The 15,643-nt window shown below is 55.3% G+C and carries 15 protein-coding genes and 1 pseudogene; 12 read left to right on the forward strand and 4 right to left on the reverse strand.

The features are described 5' to 3' along the window. Positions 1–451 precede the first annotated feature (451 nt). Positions 452–2,407 carry an acetate--CoA ligase gene (gene acs, locus ACP7BO_RS06205; protein ID WP_426209143.1) on the reverse strand — a complete coding sequence of 652 codons (1,956 nt, stop codon included), beginning with the start codon at positions 2,405–2,407 and terminating at the stop codon, positions 452–454. Between the two features lie 406 nt (positions 2,408–2,813). Here acs and ACP7BO_RS06210 point away from each other — a divergent pair, with 406 nt between their 5' ends. The 4 genes from ACP7BO_RS06210 (at position 2,814) to ACP7BO_RS06225 (ending at position 5,823) form a co-directional block, all read left to right on the forward strand. Further along, a complete protein-coding gene (locus ACP7BO_RS06210) occupies positions 2,814–3,077 on the forward strand; it encodes a DUF2790 domain-containing protein (RefSeq protein WP_060694518.1) in 264 nt (87 codons plus the stop codon). A 135-nt stretch (positions 3,078–3,212) separates the two neighbouring features. Further along, positions 3,213–3,509 carry a hypothetical protein gene (locus ACP7BO_RS06215; RefSeq protein ID WP_426209145.1) on the forward strand — a complete coding sequence of 99 codons (297 nt, stop codon included), beginning with the start codon at positions 3,213–3,215 and terminating at the stop codon, positions 3,507–3,509. A gap of 496 nt (positions 3,510–4,005) precedes the next feature. Beyond that, positions 4,006–5,256 (forward strand): ribonucleotide-diphosphate reductase subunit beta, encoded by a 1,251-nt coding sequence (locus ACP7BO_RS06220; RefSeq protein ID WP_060694522.1) that lies wholly within the window; start codon positions 4,006–4,008, stop codon positions 5,254–5,256. 249 nt (positions 5,257–5,505) lie between these two features. Beyond that, complete coding sequence (locus ACP7BO_RS06225; RefSeq protein WP_060694524.1) at positions 5,506–5,823, forward strand: XRE family transcriptional regulator; 318 nt, start codon at positions 5,506–5,508, stop codon at positions 5,821–5,823. Positions 5,824–5,825: 2 nt separating this feature from the next. On the opposite strand, the gene ACP7BO_RS06230 is transcribed toward ACP7BO_RS06225, so the two are convergent. Continuing rightward, positions 5,826–6,872, reverse strand: coding sequence for an MBL fold metallo-hydrolase (locus ACP7BO_RS06230; RefSeq protein WP_426209148.1), 1,047 nt, complete (start codon positions 6,870–6,872; stop codon positions 5,826–5,828). Positions 6,873–7,158: 286 nt separating this feature from the next. On the opposite strand from ACP7BO_RS06230, the gene ACP7BO_RS06235 reads away from it, so the two are divergent. Together ACP7BO_RS06235 and ACP7BO_RS06240 are read left to right on the forward strand one after the other, a co-directional pair. Then, the gene (locus ACP7BO_RS06235) at positions 7,159–8,232 is read left to right on the forward strand and encodes a diguanylate cyclase (protein ID WP_426209150.1); all 1,074 of its coding nucleotides are present in this window, start codon (positions 7,159–7,161) and stop codon (positions 8,230–8,232) included. Between the two features lie 10 nt (positions 8,233–8,242). Continuing rightward, complete coding sequence (locus ACP7BO_RS06240) at positions 8,243–8,791, forward strand: DUF1003 domain-containing protein (RefSeq protein WP_426209152.1); 549 nt, start codon at positions 8,243–8,245, stop codon at positions 8,789–8,791. Here the strand turns inward: ACP7BO_RS06240 and ACP7BO_RS06245 are convergent. Continuing rightward, positions 8,788–9,111: a DUF2025 family protein gene (locus ACP7BO_RS06245; protein WP_397454531.1), complete on the reverse strand. Its 324-nt coding sequence runs from the start codon at positions 9,109–9,111 to the stop codon at positions 8,788–8,790. The two genes, ACP7BO_RS06240 and ACP7BO_RS06245, sit on opposite strands and share 4 nt — an antisense overlap. Positions 9,112–9,247: 136 nt before the next feature. Between ACP7BO_RS06245 and ACP7BO_RS06250 the strand changes: the two genes are divergently transcribed. The 5 genes and pseudogenes from ACP7BO_RS06250 to ACP7BO_RS06270 all read left to right on the forward strand — a co-directional run. Then, a complete protein-coding gene (locus tag ACP7BO_RS06250) occupies positions 9,248–10,381 on the forward strand; it encodes a glycerophosphodiester phosphodiesterase (RefSeq protein WP_397454532.1) in 1,134 nt (377 codons plus the stop codon). Between the two features lie 97 nt (positions 10,382–10,478). Continuing rightward, positions 10,479–10,784: a PepSY domain-containing protein gene (locus tag ACP7BO_RS06255; RefSeq protein WP_397454533.1), complete on the forward strand. Its 306-nt coding sequence runs from the start codon at positions 10,479–10,481 to the stop codon at positions 10,782–10,784. Positions 10,785–10,937: 153 nt separating this feature from the next. Continuing rightward, positions 10,938–12,125, forward strand: a complete 1,188-nt coding sequence (locus tag ACP7BO_RS06260) for a GAF domain-containing sensor histidine kinase (protein ID WP_426209154.1) — start codon at positions 10,938–10,940, stop codon at positions 12,123–12,125. Between the two features lie 156 nt (positions 12,126–12,281). Then, complete coding sequence (mddA, locus tag ACP7BO_RS06265) at positions 12,282–13,070, forward strand: methanethiol S-methyltransferase (RefSeq protein WP_397454535.1); 789 nt, start codon at positions 12,282–12,284, stop codon at positions 13,068–13,070. A gap of 114 nt (positions 13,071–13,184) precedes the next feature. After that, a pseudogene (locus tag ACP7BO_RS06270) lies at positions 13,185–13,649 on the forward strand (GNAT family N-acetyltransferase); the annotation flags it as partial. Between the two features lie 88 nt (positions 13,650–13,737). On the opposite strand, the gene ACP7BO_RS06275 reads toward ACP7BO_RS06270, so the two are convergent. Next, positions 13,738–14,229 (reverse strand): GyrI-like domain-containing protein, encoded by a 492-nt coding sequence (locus ACP7BO_RS06275; RefSeq protein WP_426209157.1) that lies wholly within the window; start codon positions 14,227–14,229, stop codon positions 13,738–13,740. 188 nt (positions 14,230–14,417) lie between these two features. Between ACP7BO_RS06275 and alaC the strand changes: the two genes are divergently transcribed. Next, positions 14,418–15,626, forward strand: a complete 1,209-nt coding sequence (alaC, locus tag ACP7BO_RS06280; RefSeq protein WP_397454537.1) for an alanine transaminase — start codon at positions 14,418–14,420, stop codon at positions 15,624–15,626. The last annotated feature ends 17 nt before the right edge of the window (positions 15,627–15,643 follow it).

Here is a 15,643-nt window from a genome sequence, read left to right on the forward strand (position 1 = left end):
GGTTAAACCGGGAATGCGGCGCCACGTCCTACTGGCGTTATGCTGGGATCAGCACAACGACGACGAGCGAGTGATCGGCATTCTAACGACAGGCTTCAAGCCGTTATTTCTCCAATGCGACAACAAATTACAGATGCACCGAGAAAAGCGACTCCAGTCATTGACAGCTCTTCAAATTCATGCAAGAGCAAAAGACATAGAACCTATGTGAGTTGCAAATAGCGGGCCTATTATTCGCAAAGCCTTCTATTCCGGCAAGTGTAGCGTTTCATCTTATTTTTCAACCCGGTAAAAACAGCTCTAAAACGGTGCTTTTGGTGTCACAAGGCCCCGTTTTCGTGCGCGTGGTTACATCTGCGGTAACACTGCCCCAGGTTTATGCCCCTCTCTAGCTGCCAAATAAAAACCCCGCCAGGCAATGCCGGGCGGGGTTCTGTGAGGCGAAGTAGGATTATGCGACCTTCATGCTCTTGTGGGTTTCGATCAAATGCTGCACCACACCCGGGTCGGCCAGGGTGGAAATATCGCCCAGACCGTCATATTCGCCGGTCGCAATCTTGCGCAGGATACGGCGCATGATTTTGCCGGAGCGGGTTTTAGGCAAGCCCGGTGCCCACTGGATGACATCCGGCGAGGCAATCGGGCCGATCTCTTTACGTACCCAGTTTTTCAGTTCAAGACGCAGCGCCTCACTTGGCTCCTCACCGCCATTAAGGGTGACATAGACATAAATGCCCTGCCCCTTGATGTCATGGGGCACGCCGACAACAGCTGCCTCGGCAACTTTAGGGTGAGCCACCATCGCGCTTTCGATCTCGGCGGTCCCCATGCGATGGCCTGACACGTTAAGCACGTCATCCACGCGACCGGTGATCCAGTAGTACCCGTCTTCGTCGCGACGGGCACCGTCGCCAGTGAAATACATGCCACGGAAGGTCTTGAAGTAAGTATCGACAAAGCGGTCGTGATCACCATACAAGGTACGCGCCTGGCCCGGCCACGAGTCCAGGATCACCAGGTTGCCCTCGGCTGCCCCCTCAATCAGGTTGCCCAGGTTATCTACCAGGCCAGGCACCACGCCAAAGAATGGGCGCGCCGCAGACCCCGGTTTGAGTGCGTGAGCCCCCGGCAGCGGGCTCATCATGCAAGCCCCGGTTTCGGTCTGCCACCAGGTATCGACGATAGGGCAGCGCTCTTTGCCCACAGTGGTGTAGTACCAGTTCCAGGCCTCCGGATTGATCGGCTCCCCCACCGAACCCAGCAGACGCAGGCTTGAACCGTCGGCATCCTTAACGGCGGCCTGACCTTCGGCCATCATGGCGCGAATGGCCGTTGGCGCGGTGTAGAGGATGTTGACCTTGTGCTTGTCGACGATTTTCGACACCCGAGTGATGTCCGGATAGTTCGGTACACCTTCGAACAGCAGCGTGGTGGCCCCATTGGCCAACGGCCCGTAGACGATATAGGTGTGACCGGTAACCCAGCCAACGTCCGCCGTGCACCAGAACACTTCGCCGGGGCGATAGTCGAAAACGCGCTCATGGGTCAGCGCGGCATACAGCAGATAGCCACCCGTGGTGTGCTGCACACCTTTGGGCTTGCCGGTGGAGCCGGAGGTATAAAGGATGAACAACGCTTCTTCGGCGCCCATTTCTTTTGGCGCACAGTGCGTGGAGGCCACGGCCATCAGGTCGTGGTACCAAATGTCACGGTGCTTGTACCAGGCAATATCGCCACCGGTGCGCTTGAACACGATGATCTTCTGCACGCTTGAAGTATCAGGGTTGGTCAGTGCCACATCGACATTGGCCTTGAGCGCTGTACGCTTGCCGCCGCGCACACCTTCGTCGGCAGTGATCACCACCTTGGATTTGCAGTCGATGATGCGTCCCGCCAGTGCCTCGGGCGAGAAGCCGCCGAACACTACCGAGTGAATTGCCCCGATCCGGGTGCACGCCAGCATGGCGACCACGGCTTCGGGCACCATCGGCATATAGATAGTCACTACGTCGCCACGGTGAACGTCCTGACCGCGCAAGGCGTTGGCAAGCTTGCACACTTCTTCGTGCAGTTCGCGATAGGTAATGTTGCGCTGCTCGGAAGGGTCATCGCCCTCCCAGATGATCGCAACCTGATCGCCGCGCTCGGCAAGGTGGCGATCCAGACAGTTGTATGAAACGTTAAGAGTGCCGTCCGCAAACCATTTGATATCGACATGGTGATCGTCGAATGAGGTTTGCTTGACGCTGGTAAACGGCTTGATCCAGTCGAGACGCTGAGCTTGCTCGCGCCAGAAGCCATCGGGGTTGACGACGGACTGCTGGTACATCGCCTTGTAGGTCGCCTCATCGGTCAGCGTATTGGCTGCTACTTCAGGGCGCACGGGATACAGGGAAGCGGCACTCATGTTTCATACCTCGATGTTTGTAGTTGTTGTTTTATGACCCTGTTGTAGCCGGGCCGTGGCCTGAGATCCATTCGACGTTGGTAGTAAGAAATCCCCGGAAAAACCATGGTTTTTCTGCCGAAGGCTCAAGAACAATACTTACAGCGCTTTGCCAGTCAATGCCTCGCTCAATACAGGCTCTTTTTTCGACGATTGTTGCAGAATCTGTCAACAGTCTTTATCAAAACCCCCTCTTTATGCCTGCCCGGCCGGGGCCTAAAATTGACCTCGCCAACCAAGGCACTGCGATTGATACAAGTTACAGCCCCCACGAAGGCATGTTTAGTCGCTCTTAACTCATTAAGTTTCACACACAGCCTCACAAGGGCCGTGTGACCCCTCTCGACCATAAACAGGTAATTGCGAAATGAAAGCGTTGTTAGTTCTGGCCCTCAGCAGTGTGTGTTTAACCGCCATGGCGGATGAAACAAGTACCGCCGCGGCACACCAGCAACCCGCCGTTGAACAGTATTCTTACTCTTCCGAACTGGATATTGCCAAGGTGATTTCCATGAGCGAAATCCCCAGTGTCTGCGAAGTGGTGCCGGCCCAGATGGTCTACGAAGACTCGCACGGCGCCCAGCACACCCTTGAATACCGGGTAATGGGCAGCGGCTGCTCGAACGGCTGATTCATAACTTTCGTTTGTTCCGCTACTTAATCACATCATTTGTTAACGCGATTCAACGCGGCACTTTATTGCAACTTTCAAACTTTCATATTGAAGCGTTGCCCGCCTGCGCCTATATCGCCAGGAATTAATTACATGAAACGCGCCTTAATATTGGCCCTCAGCATATCCGTACTTGCAGGTAGCGCCTTTGCAGCTGACGGTTATGACCACACCCCTTCGGCGACCTTCGCTGAAGACGGTTACGACAACACCCGCTCGGCCACTTTCGCTGAAGACGGTTATGACAACACCCGCTCGGCCACCTTCGCTGAAGACGGTTATGACAACACCCGCTCGGCCACCTTCGCTGAAGACGGTTATGACAACACCCGCTCGGCCACCTTCGCCGAGGACGGTTACGATCGCACCAACGGCCATCGACTGAGCTAACACCGCACTGACTTGCCGCCCGGTTTCGACCGGGCTTAGCCTGCCCCGCCGCCGCCCCTCGCGTCACTAAAGCCACACCACATCCGTGGCCCCCGGCTTGCCTCAGAAAAACTTCCTGCCAAGCAAACCCTCGCCCAGTAACGGCCATGCTTAACTCCAGGCCAAATTTAGGGCATTTCGTCGCATCGGCCGAAAAAAAACTGGCTGAAATACCCTGTACAAAAGCCGTATACTGCCCCCTTCCAAAGGGTGCTCCATAACCCTTGAGCGGACTGTAAACCACGCAGCTGCGGCCTTCCGGGCCAGGGTGAGATGCCGAACAGACAGCATCCCCTCAGCGACAGCCGGGTCAGCCCCCGAATATATTCATGTTTTTGCGTGCGTACATCGCTACTGCAGCAACATTTCTTAGATCCAAGTGGCCTATGGCCGTGTGACAACCAAACAATCAGTGTTACCACACGGGCACAGGCCCTCACGCAGGAGACGACACGTCATGCTGAGCTGGGACGAATTCGACAAAGAAGAGGAAGGCGAAGTCGCTGTTAAAGGCGCCAATGCCGGCCACGCAACCGAAGCCAACATGGACCGCCTTGACGCTGCTGGCGGCGTTGCGGCCCAGGAAGCCCGTGCAGTCACTGCCAACGACTCCGCTGCAATCCAGCGCGCCAAGGCAGCCCTGGATGATCTCGACATCGCGGAAGGCCTGGCCGAACTCGAAGGCGCCAGCGCTCGCGTTGCTGTCGACGAGAAGATGATGATCAACTGCCGTGCCGACCTTAACCAGCTTGTACCGTTCAAGTACGACTGGGCGTGGCAGAAGTATCTGGACGGTTGTGCAAACCACTGGATGCCGCAAGAAGTCAACATGACCGCCGACATCGCCCTCTGGAAAAACCCGGAAGGCCTGACCGACGACGAGCGTCGCATCGTGATGCGCAACCTGGGCTTCTTCTCCACCGCCGACTCCCTGGTTGCCAACAACCTGGTACTGGCCGTGTACCGCTTGATCACCAACCCGGAATGCCGCCAGTACATCCTGCGCCAGGCCTTCGAAGAAGCGATCCATACCCACGCCTACCAGTACTGCATTGAATCTCTGGCCATGGATGAAGGCGAGATCTTCAACATGTACCACGAGATTCCGTCGGTCGCTAAAAAAGCTACCTGGGGCCTGAAGTACACCCGTTCGATCTCCGATCCGAAGTTCGAAACCGGCACGGTAGAAACCGACAAGGAACTGCTGCGCAACCTGATCGCTTACTACTGCGTTCTGGAAGGCATCTTCTTCTACTGCGGTTTCACCCAGATCCTGTCGATGGGTCGCCGCAACAAGATGACCGGTGTCGCCGAGCAGTTCCAGTACATCCTGCGCGACGAATCCATGCACCTTAACTTCGGCATCGATGTGATCAACCAGATCAAAATCGAAAACCCGCACCTGTGGGATGCTGAAATGAAGGAAGAGGCCACGCAGATGATCCTGCAGGGTACTCAGCTGGAAATCGAATACGCACGTGACACCATGCCACGCGGTGTACTGGGCATGAACGCGGCCATGATGGAGGACTACCTCAAGTTCATCGCCAACCGCCGCCTGTCGCAAATCGGCCTGAAAGAAGAATACCCGGGCACCACCAACCCATTCCCATGGATGAGCGAAATCATGGACTTGAAGAAAGAGAAAAACTTCTTCGAGACACGGGTTATCGAGTACCAGACTGGCGGCGCGCTGAGCTGGGACTGATTCCGGTTTAGTCATACGCTGTTTAAAAGGGCTGCCGCGAGGTGGCCCTTTTTATTGGGCAGAATATTTGTCGGGCACGTATCGAAATTTTCGACTGTTACCTGCAGTGCAAAATGCCTGAAGTGGGGCTTTTCGGCAGAGGTTTCCGCCCCCGGAACCGATCAGAAAAATGAGTTTGATCGCCTTCAAAAACAACTGTATAAAAACACAGTATATTTTCAAGCACTGACTCAGCCCCGGAGAATCCCCATGCCCAATGCAGCCATGCGCAGTACGTTTGAACGCATCATCATCAATCAATTCACCGCGCTGCACTGCGCCCAGGCCCGGCAAATGCTCGACTGGAGTTTCGAGCAACTGAGTCAGAAATCCAGGGTATCAGTCCCCGCCATCCAGCGTTTTGAAGCCGGAGAGCCGATTCGCGATGTCACTCGGCTGGCTCTGGCTTATTGCCTGGAAGCAGAAGGCCTGGTGTTCTTTCCGGGGTTCGCACCAGGTCGCGGCGGTAATATTCGCGGCACAACCCCTGATCCGACCGGGCGTGAAGACTTCGCACAGCTTGAATAAGCTCATTTGCCCTTGTTGCCCGGGGCGTCCTGCATGGTTTGCACGTCGAGCCACCAGGCACGTCCCGGGTGAGGCTGCAACAGATTGAACGCCTCCCCCATTAATGGCGTTGTGATCAGAATATTACGTTGCTCTGCCAGCGCCACGATGCGGTCAAAAGGCTCATGCCAGGCATGAAATGCCAGATCGAAGGTGCCATTGTGAACAGGCAACAACCAGCGACCTTTCAGATCGATATGGGCCTGCAAGGTCTGCTCGGGTTGCATATGCACGTCAGGCCAGTCGACGTTGTAGGCCCCGGTTTCCATCAGGGTCAGATCAAACGGGCCAAATTGTTCGCCGATCAGTTTGAAACCGTCGAAATAACCGGAATCACCACTGAAGAAAATCCGTACCTCGTCAATGATCATGACCCACGACACCCAGAGCGTCTGGTTGTGATCAAACAACCCTCGACCAGAGAAATGCTGGCATGGGGTAGCTATAAAACGAATGCCTGCCAGCTGTGCTTCCTGCCACCAGTCGAGTTGCTGAACTTTACTGGCGGGGACTCCCCACTTGACCAGCAGGTCACCCACACCCAGCGGGGCCAGAAAGTGCCTGGTTTTGGCGGCCAGCTGCAACACCGTCTTTTGATCAAGATGATCGTAGTGATTGTGAGACAGGATCACTGCTTCCAGGGACGGAAGCTCATCAAGGCTGATGGGTGGTGCATGAAAACGCTTGGGGCCCGCCCATTGGAACGGCGATGCTCGCTCGGCATACACCGGATCGGTGAGCCAGAATTTTCCTTTGAGCTTTAGCAGCAGTGTTGAATGCCCAATACGGTACACACTGAAGTCCGGAGCGTCCGCCAATTGCTGGCGGCTCAATGGCTTGACCGGAACCACCCCTGCCGGACGAGTATTGGCGGGTTTGAAAAGCATTTTCCAAAAAATGCCCAGCGTCTTGCCCAGGCTGGAGGGCGGCCTTGCCTGCTGGTTTCGAAATGCGCCTTGATGACGCTCTGCGGGTCTAAGCATCTCGTCACTGCCTGAGTCTAGCGTCATTCGTTTAAAACCTCAGTAATCCATAATTATCAGGCTTGCTTTACGGCCCATGTAAGGCGGCATGTCACTCTACACTCGCAAATAGCACCACTGCCCCGAGCTTTATCGATACACCTGCAGAGGTTTATAGAACTAGTATGGATCAGAGCGGACCCTGTGCTTGGGTGGTTATCCAAATGTTGCCCGCTTGATAATTGACAAAGATCTATGGGTTAAACAATAAATCCTGGCAGTGCAGTCCACAGCAGAGTTGCACACTGCCCCCAAACATCTTGCGCAGAAAGCTATGGATAATCAAAAAGGCAAAGGTTTGTCGTTCGCCCAGCGAATCTATTTGCCACGAGTCATTGGCCTCGCCATTGGCTGCTTCAGCGTGATGGCAGGTATCTACCCACTCAATCTGCCTGTCTGGATATGGGGGCTGCTGCTGATCAACGGCTTTATCTGGCCGTACCTGGCATTCCAACTGTCTTCACGTTCGATTTACCCGTTCGGGGCAGAGCGGCGCAACATGCTGATTGACTCTGTGCTCGGAGGCTTCTGGGCCGCGAGCATGCAGTTCAACCCACTGCCGGCAGTGACCATCCTGTCGATGATGATGATGAATAATGTGGCGGTCGGCGGCCCAAAAATGTTGGTCCGCGGACTGCTGGCACAATTGACCGGGGTCCTGCTGTCCTGGCTGTTATTGGGCGTCGCCTTCAACCCGCATACGACTGCGATGCAGATCTATGCCTGCCTGCCCATGTTGACGCTCTACCCGTTCGCAGTGGGCATGATCAGTTATCAGCTGGCGATCAAACTGGCCGAGCACAAACGTACGCTGCGAGCACTGAGCCGCACCGATAGTCTGACCGGCCTGCTCAACCACGGTTCCTGGAAAGACTTGCTGCAGGCGAGCTTCCAGCACTGCAAGCAGACACATTCCACCGCCACTCTGGCGTTGATAGATATCGATCACTTCAAGCGCATCAATGACACCTATGGACATATCGTGGGCGACAGCGTGTTGCGTGAACTAAGCAACAAACTCAAGGACAACCTGCGTGCTGAAGACTTGGCCGGGCGCTATGGCGGAGATGAGTTTTGCGTCATTCTTCCTGATCGTTCACTGGCGCAGGCACAAGAAATAATGGAGCGTCTGAGCCAGGTATTCAGTAATTATCAGCACCCGGATGAACCGCAGTTGTGCGTTAACTTGAGCATTGGTCTGGCGTCTTGCCGGCCGGAGTATCAGGACGCCTCCATGTGGCTCAACGAAGCCGACAAAGCGTTGTACATCGCCAAGAACACCGGCCGTAACAAGGTCAGCATCGGTGCCGCAGACACGCTTATGGATTCAGTCTTGAGCAAACCATAAGGTCCGTAAAATGAGAGAGAGCCCAGTGAGCACAGACAAGACCGACACAACACCCGCCCCAGAAAAAATCGACCACCTACGCTTTCATCGTGCCCATGCGCATCTGGAACCCACCTTCGGCAGTGACAAGTTCGCCTTGAGAGCCGAAGCCTTTGCCCGCTTCTTCGGCACGCCCACCTTTCTCGGCGCCCAGACATTGATCGTGTTGATTTGGATATGCCTGAACCTGTTTGGCGTCACCCACTTTGATATTTACCCGTTCATTCTGCTGAACCTGGCTTTCAGCCTGCAGGCGGCTTACGCCGCGCCTTTGATTTTGCTCGCGCAAACCCGCCAGGCTGCACGGGACAAAGCCCAGGCCGATGCCGACGCCCGGCACCGTGAAGCACTGGCCGTGGCCAACACCGAGCGACAAGCCGCTGCCGCCCAGACCAATGAGCAGATTATGCAGTTGCTGGAACAAAACACCCGATTGACCGAAATGACCAAGACATTAACCGAGCGAATTGAAAACCTGACCTCGGAAATGCACCAGCACTTGGTACACAAGACGCCTTAACTGACGCAGCGGCGCACGGCCATGATCTCCGGCACATCCTGGCGCTGCATGTACACACGCAATGGCTCAGTGATGTTCAGGCGATCGTCGATATTCTGATCCATTAATAACTGAATCAGCTCGCGTTTAAGGATCATGGTGTCTTGCGCGCCGGGCTGCCAGACGAATTCACTGGTGGGCGTGATGTTGTCGTCGGCGACATCCATTCCGAAAGAATCTTCGCTGAAGCGAACAATATGCTGCTCTGTCTTACGATTGAAACCAACAAAACCATTAAGTAGATCGGCAGCCTGGCAGATTAACTGTGATGTGATGCGCATGGTAAACCTCACTGACGAGCCCGGGAGGCTCAAGGATCGATGGTTTACACGCAAGATTGAACACGCATCCCTCTGCCGGGGACGCTGATAGAACCAAGAGTACTGCACAACTTTTCTAATACCAAGGACCTCAACAATGCCTGTTACTTTTGCCAAAAGCACCCTGCTGCTGAGCTTGCTACTAGGAATGGGTGGCGCATACGCCGCCAGCGCATCGAACGCACCCGAAGCAGCTGTGGCCAGCGCTCATGGCATCCCTCATCCGGCAGTCATCGCCCATCGTGGGGCATCGTTCGACGCACCGGAGTCTACTGCGGCGTCCTACAAGCTTGCCCGGGATCTGGGCGCCGACTACCTGGAGATGGATCTGCAGCGCAGTAAAGACGGTGTGTTGTTTGCCCTACATGACAACAGCTTGTTGCGCACCACGGACGTAGCGAAAAAATTCCCGGAGCGCAAAGACAGTCCGGCCAGCGCCTTCACCCTGGCAGAACTTAAAACACTGGATGCCGGGAGCTGGTTCAACCAGGCCTACCCGCAGCGTGCCCGCCCTTCCTTCGTCGGGCTGCCAATCCTGACGCTGGACGAAATTATCGATATTGCCCAGGGCAACCCGCAACACAAGCCCGGGTTATACATCGAGACCAAAGAGCCCAAGCAGTTTCCGGGTATTGAGCGTGACCTGAAAAACAAGCTGACCGAACGCGGATGGCTAAAACCCGTCACAACCACTGCCGGCAACGTTGCACCTCAAACAGGCGAAGGCAAAGGTCGCGTGATACTGCAAACCTTTGAAAAAAACAGCCTTGAATTACTGCAAAAAGAGATGCCTGACACGCCAAAAATCCTGCTGCTCTGGATCGGCGAAGGTGGCATGGCAGCCAGTTCCGGCGTCAGCTTTGCCGACTCCGGCGAGAAGGACAAAGCAGCGTATTACGCAAAACTGCAGCCCAAGGACAAAGACGAGTTCCTGCACTGGCTGGACGTTGCCAAAGCCAACGGCGCCATCGGTACTGGCCCGTCAGCAGCCTTGACCCACGGTGGCGCCCAGAGCTATTTCGACCTGATACAGCCCTGGATGAACAAGGCCACCCATGACAAAGGCCTGCTGGTACATGTCTACACCCTTGATGAGCCGGTGGATTTCAAGAAGGCAACGGACGCCGGCGTCGACGGCATTTTCACTAACCGTGCCAGCGAACTGCTCAAGTACTACCAGCGCCCGGCGGCAAAGAGCGTCAATCAACTACTGGAGCAAAACGGCTACTAAGATTCGACATTCAGGAACAGGGCGAAAATTAAGGGTGGGTTAAGTTGCCATGGTTAATCTGATCCCACTTAAACAGTTGACCCAAAAGGGATTAAACATGAAAACACTTAACGCAATGCTCACCGCTGCTGCCCTGATCCTGACTGCCGGCATAGCCCAGGCTGATGTCCGCCCTGACCATATTCCTGGCCTGCTCAAGTCGGGCGAGATCAGCTCGTTTGAGAAGTTGAACCAGGCCGCGCTGGATAAACACCCGGGCGCAACTATTGTCGACACCGAACTGGATCATTCCTACGGCAAACTGGTTTATGAAGTTGAATTGCGCGACAGCAAGGGCATCAAGTGGGATGTAGACCTGGATGCTAAAACCGCTGAAGTGCTGCAAGACAAACAAGATACTTAAGTTGCATGTTTAAAAAACCGCGCCCCTCATCATGAGCGGCGCGGTTTTTTATTGGCTATTACTCTGCAAGTACGCCACACAAAAACAGTATGAATTTGTACCGGTCGCAATGGTTCTGGCTAAAATCAGCTTTTTCCTGCGAGAGCATCTTCCATGGGGCGAAGCACGGCTGCCGATATCGCGACAATTGACCGGATCAGTGCCGTGCCGGCGATACTTCAAGTCATCACGGAGATGACAGGCATGCGCTTTGCCGCCGTTGCTCGTGTCACCCAGCAAACCTGGACCGCCTGCGCGGTGCTCGACAACCTGGGATTTGGCTTGCAGGCCGGCGGGGAGCTCGACCTGGTCAGCACCTTGTGCTTTGAAACCATGACCTCACATCTGCCGATCGTCATCGACCAGGCCAGCACAGATCCGTTGTACCAAAGCCATCACACGCCAAAAATGTATCGTTTCGAGAGTTACATTACGATTCCGGTATTTCGCACCGACGGTGCTTTTTTCGGCACCCTCTGCGCGCTGGACCCTGAACCTGCAAGTCTTAAAGACAGCCCCATACAATCTACGATGGAGTCCTTTGCGCGCCTGCTCTCGCTGCAAATTGAAGCCGAAGAAAACTTGCAGCGCACAGAAATCGAATTGATCAAGGAGCGCGAGAATGCAGAGTTGCGCGAACAGTTCATTGCCGTCATCGGCCATGATTTGCGCAACCCGTTATTCGCTATTAACACCGCCGCCGAGCGGATACTGCGTAAGCATCCCGACCCGCAAACCGACGGCCTGGTGCAACATATTCTGAGCTGCGGTAATCGCGCCTCTCAACTGGTTGAGGATGTGCTGGACTTCGCCCGGGGGCGGCTCGGTAGCGGAATTCCTTTAACCTTGCGCAAATGTTCCGATCTCGACCAGGTGTTAAGGCATGTCATTTCGGAAGTACAAAGCGTTCACCCCCACCGCCAAATTCACTCGACGATAGAAACATTCGAGCACATTGAATGTGACAGCGGCCGTTTGGCACAACTGCTTTCCAACCTGCTGGCCAATGCCATCACCCATGGATCAGCCACCGACCCTGTTCGAGTCGATGCCCTGAGCATTAACGGGGTGTTTACCCTCAGCGTCACCAACCAGGGCCCGCCCATCCCGGCAGACGTCATACCCAACCTGTTCCAGCCCTACTCCCGCCCCGCTAGCGACACGCCCCAGGCCGGTCTTGGCCTGGGCCTGTATATTGCCAGCCAGATTGCCTTGTCCCACGGCGGCCAAGTCGACGTGGTTTCGAGTGAACAACAGGGCACGGTCTTTACCTTCAGATTTGCGTCGCAGCCCGGGCATTGAAGGCCGGTTGGACCCGCAACTGACTGCTCGCATTACGCATGGGATGAGGAGCGTTTTTTTGCACCGACCACTGGTGCGGTCCACTTCGCTGACGTGAACTAAGGTAGCAGTGGAAAATATGAAGCCCTGTTTTGTCATGCTCGAAAGGAGTCGTTCATGCTAACCAGAACCGAACTGAAATCCCGCCCGCTCAGTCACCCGAAAAAAATTGTCTGCCTGCTCTACAGCCTGTTCAGCTACCTGTTTTTCCTGCTGACTTTTCTGTATTTCATAGGCTTTTTGGGCAATGTCGGCGTCCACAAAAATATTGACTCAGGTCCGGGCCTCACTTGGCCATGGGCACTGCTCGTCGACGTCTTGTTAATCAGCCTGTTTGCCATACAACACAGCTGCATGGCCCGCAAAAGCTTCAAAAACTGGTGGCAAAACTTCATCCCGCCAGCGATTGAACGTGCCACCTATGTACTGGCTTCCAGTGTGGTTCTGGCATTGATGTGCTGGTGGTGGCAACCGATCGACATCATCGTCTGGGAGGTCAAGTCGCCGGTGGGCAGAGGAGTGCTCAGCGGCCTTTTCTGGCTAGGATGGGGCATCCTGTTTCTCGCCACCGTGCTGATCAGTCACTTTGAGCTATTCGGAGTGAAGCAGGCCTTTGAGGCATTGCGCCAACAAAAAGCCGTGGACTGTACCTTCAAAACGCCTCTGCTCTATAAAGTCGTTCGCCACCCGATTTACCTGGGGTTTTTGATTTCTTTCTGGGCCACACCCGACATGACTGTCGGGCACCTGGTATTCGCCCTGACCAGCACGCTTTACATCGTGATTGGCACGCATCTGGAAGAAAAAGACCTGGTGGAGTTGTTTGGAGAAAAATACCGCCACTATCAAAAAACCGTCGGCATGTTGCTGCCCTTTCCACGGCGAAAGGCCGGTTCTCAAGACTGATATCCGGATAATTTCTGTATTTGGGCAGCAGATGGGTAGACACTGGCGAGCTGTTCAAACGGCCACTGAACCAAGGGTTCGGTGGCCCCCATAACGCTGCAACAGAACATCAGCATGAACACCCGACTCTGTGCCCATGAAAACCTCACCGCCGGCCAACGCGAGCAATTGCAGGCGCTTGAAGTTCATACCGAACAAATCGCCTTCTCGGGCAACATCGAGTCTGCCTTGCATTCGCTGCCCGCCAGGCCCGACCCGGGGATAAAAGCCTTCGTTCTGTTGGCAGATGAGCGACCAGTGGCTTTTTTACTGCTCAAGCGCCAACCATTTCTGGCCCATTGGGCTGAAGCTGACAGCGCCACCTTGCACGCACTGCAGGTGGACAAACGGATGCAAGGCCAGGGGCTGGGTAAAGCCTGCCTGCGCGAACTGCCCCGGGCCGTGTCTCAGTTATGGCCCGAGATTCGTCAGTTGATGCTCTCAGTCAGCCCTTTGAACACCGGCGCCCTGGCCTTTTACCTGAGCCAGGGCTGGAGTGAATGCGGCGAGGCATATCGTGGTGAACGGCGCTTGGTAATGCCCCTTGGCGCTACTCACGGCGAGCATCTGCAAGCGTGCCAGGGTCTGGCGTTTGAGGGTGGCCGCGACGCTGGCTCACAACCAAGCGCTAAACCCGCGGTTTGACCGGCAACCAGATTTCCAGCAGCCCGGCACGGGTGTTCGGGTTGAAGTCAGCACTGTAACGCTCAAATTCAGGTGCATCCGCTGCTTCATAAGCAGATTGGGGTAACCAGTCGTTCCAGATCGCCTGAAAGGTCTGGCTCAGATTGGCCAATGAACCCCGATGTTCAAAAACGGCGTAATCCTGTTCTTGCAACTCAATCCAGCGATAGCACTCAGGCAAGTCATCAAGCTTGCTGATGGCAACCCCGGCGATATATTCGAAGCCACCGTGGCCATCTGGATTACAGCAGACACCATAGGTTTCTTCGCCAATCTTGCAGGGAATTTTAGGTATCTCTGGAACGAACTGTTCCCATAATTGCGGAATCCGTTCAGCGCTCTCCTGAGTAAAGCGCCCGCCCAGACCGGCAATCAATTGAAAATGGCCTTTGGCAAATCGCGGCGCTGGCAATTCAAACTTCGGTGTTTGGTCCATAAGAGCGTGCTCATTGAGTAAGTAGGCAGCATAGCTGCTCAGTATAGGAACAAAAAAACAGGGGTGTTAAGGCGCCAAAAACTTGTATCTGGACAAAAGGCCATCAGCCCCTTTATTGTTCCGCCCGGACCACCGCAGTGGTCCACGTCGCTCGGACGGTTCCGGGCGCTTACGTATCAGAGGCACACATGGCCGAACCACGTTCGCCGCGCCGCTTTGCGCGCATAGATCGACTCCCCCCTTATGTTTTCAATATCACTGCCGAGCTGAAAATGGCGGCACGCCGGCGTGGCGAAGACATTATCGATTTCAGCATGGGCAACCCTGACGGCCCGACGCCACCGCATATAGTCGAAAAACTCTGCACCGTCGCACAGCGTGAGGACACCCACGGCTACTCGACTTCCCGCGGTATCCCACGTTTGCGCCGGGCAATTTCCCGCTGGTATGCCGACCGCTACAACGTTGAAATCGACCCTGAACACGAAGCCATTGTCACCATCGGTTCCAAGGAAGGCCTGGCGCATTTGATGCTCGCCACCCTGGATCAGGGCGACACGGTACTGGTGCCGAACCCCAGCTATCCGATCCACATTTATGGTGCCGTGATTGCCGGCGCCCAGGTGCGTTCGGTGCCGCTGATCCCGGGCGTGGACTTTTTTGCCGAGCTGGAAAAAGCCATTCGCGGCTCGATCCCCAAACCCAAGATGATGATTCTGGGGTTCCCGTCCAACCCGACGGCGCAGTGTGTAGAACTGGATTTCTTCGAGCGCGTGGTGGCCCTGGCCAAGCAATACGATGTGCTGGTGGTTCACGACCTGGCCTATGCCGACATTGTCTATGACGGCTGGAAAGCCCCCTCGATCATGCAAGTGCCGGGCGCCAAGGACATCGCGGTGGAGTTCTTTACCCTGTCAAAAAGCTACAACATGGCAGGCTGGCGTATCGGTTTTATGGTGGGCAATGCGGAGCTGGTCAACGCTTTGGCGCGGATCAAGAGCTATCACGACTACGGCACGTTCACCCCGCTGCAAGTTGCAGCAATTGCCGCGCTCGAAGGCGACCAGCAATGCGTGAAAGATATCGCCGAACAGTACCGTCAACGCCGCAACGTGCTGGTCAAAGGCCTGCACGAACTGGGATGGATGGTCGAAAACCCGAAAGCATCGATGTATGTCTGGGCCAAGATTCCCGAGGCCTATGCACACATGGGCTCGCTGGAATTTGCCAAAAAACTGCTGGCGGACGCCAAAGTATGTGTCTCACCAGGCGTAGGATTTGGTGAGTATGGCGATGACCATGTGCGTTTTGCCCTGATTGAAAACCAGGATCGCATTCGACAGGCCCTGCGCGGTATTCGCACGATGTTCAGGGCCGACGGTTTGAGCGCGAGTTAAGTCTTGCCGTCTGTGTG

Source organism: Pseudomonas sp. TWR2-1-1 (assembly GCF_049897045.1).
GTDB classification, from domain to species: Bacteria; Pseudomonadota; Gammaproteobacteria; order Pseudomonadales; family Pseudomonadaceae; genus Aquipseudomonas; species Aquipseudomonas versuta.